This is a genomic window from Chromohalobacter sp. HP20-39 (assembly GCF_033052815.1).
Lineage (GTDB): Bacteria > Pseudomonadota > Gammaproteobacteria > Pseudomonadales > Halomonadaceae > Chromohalobacter.
In genome coordinates this window covers 1-715 of sequence record NZ_JAWHTP010000055.1, presented here as the reverse complement: position 1 = coordinate 715, position 715 = coordinate 1, and the positions used below count along the sequence as shown (strand labels likewise).

Genomic DNA, 715 nt, shown 5'->3' with positions numbered 1-715 from the left:
AGATGACGTTTACTTATCACTGCAGTTGCTCCTGGTGCTTAAAGATTACGCGCCTAAGCAGGCTCTCGAAGTGCCGCTTGTTTCCTTCAAGTTTCTGGCTGTCGACCAACTTGAAGAGGCTCACCGATGCAACCGCGAAGGCGGTAACTGGTCCGGTCTGCTCGAACAGATTCTTATTCAAGTCGCGCCAACCTCTGCGTGGAAAGGCTGGATGCATGCCCTGGTTCGGTCTCCTGACGAGCAGTCTTTGATGGCATCAGCACTGCCGGGCGTGCTAGCGCAAGTTGGCGAGACCAACTGGGAAATGTTTGTTGAGACTCTGTACCTCAGCTACTCCAAGCGCAGTGCGGCAGCCGTAGCCTCCATCTTGTCAAAGTTCGCGCAGTTGGTTGGGCAGGAAGAGGCAAAAAGGATGTGGGCCATCTGCTTCCATCGGTGGGCTGATTGGGATTATGGCCGGCGGGAAGCACAGTTTAGCTTGTTCGCTCCAGCAGCCTGCGCCCTTGACTACCCGGTAGCGATGCACTTCTCACAACTCCTCCCCAATGAGCTTGACGATGAGGAGGCCGTTCTAACGCGCTCAGTCGAGAGAGTTGAGCAACAATGGTTCAGCACCGCGACGGAACTCGTCTCCGAAAGAAACAGACTTCTGTCTCGACTTCGCCTCATTAAGCACGGCCGCGCGCTGGCGGCTGGGACTGCGGACCTTCTACCG

The 715-nt window shown here is 56.1% G+C and carries 1 protein-coding gene; it reads left to right on the top strand.

The window, feature by feature from the left end; all coding sequences use genetic code 11:
* On the top strand, window positions 1–715 hold a 715-nt coding region (locus tag RVY79_RS16835), incomplete at both ends, for a hypothetical protein (RefSeq protein ID WP_317465619.1).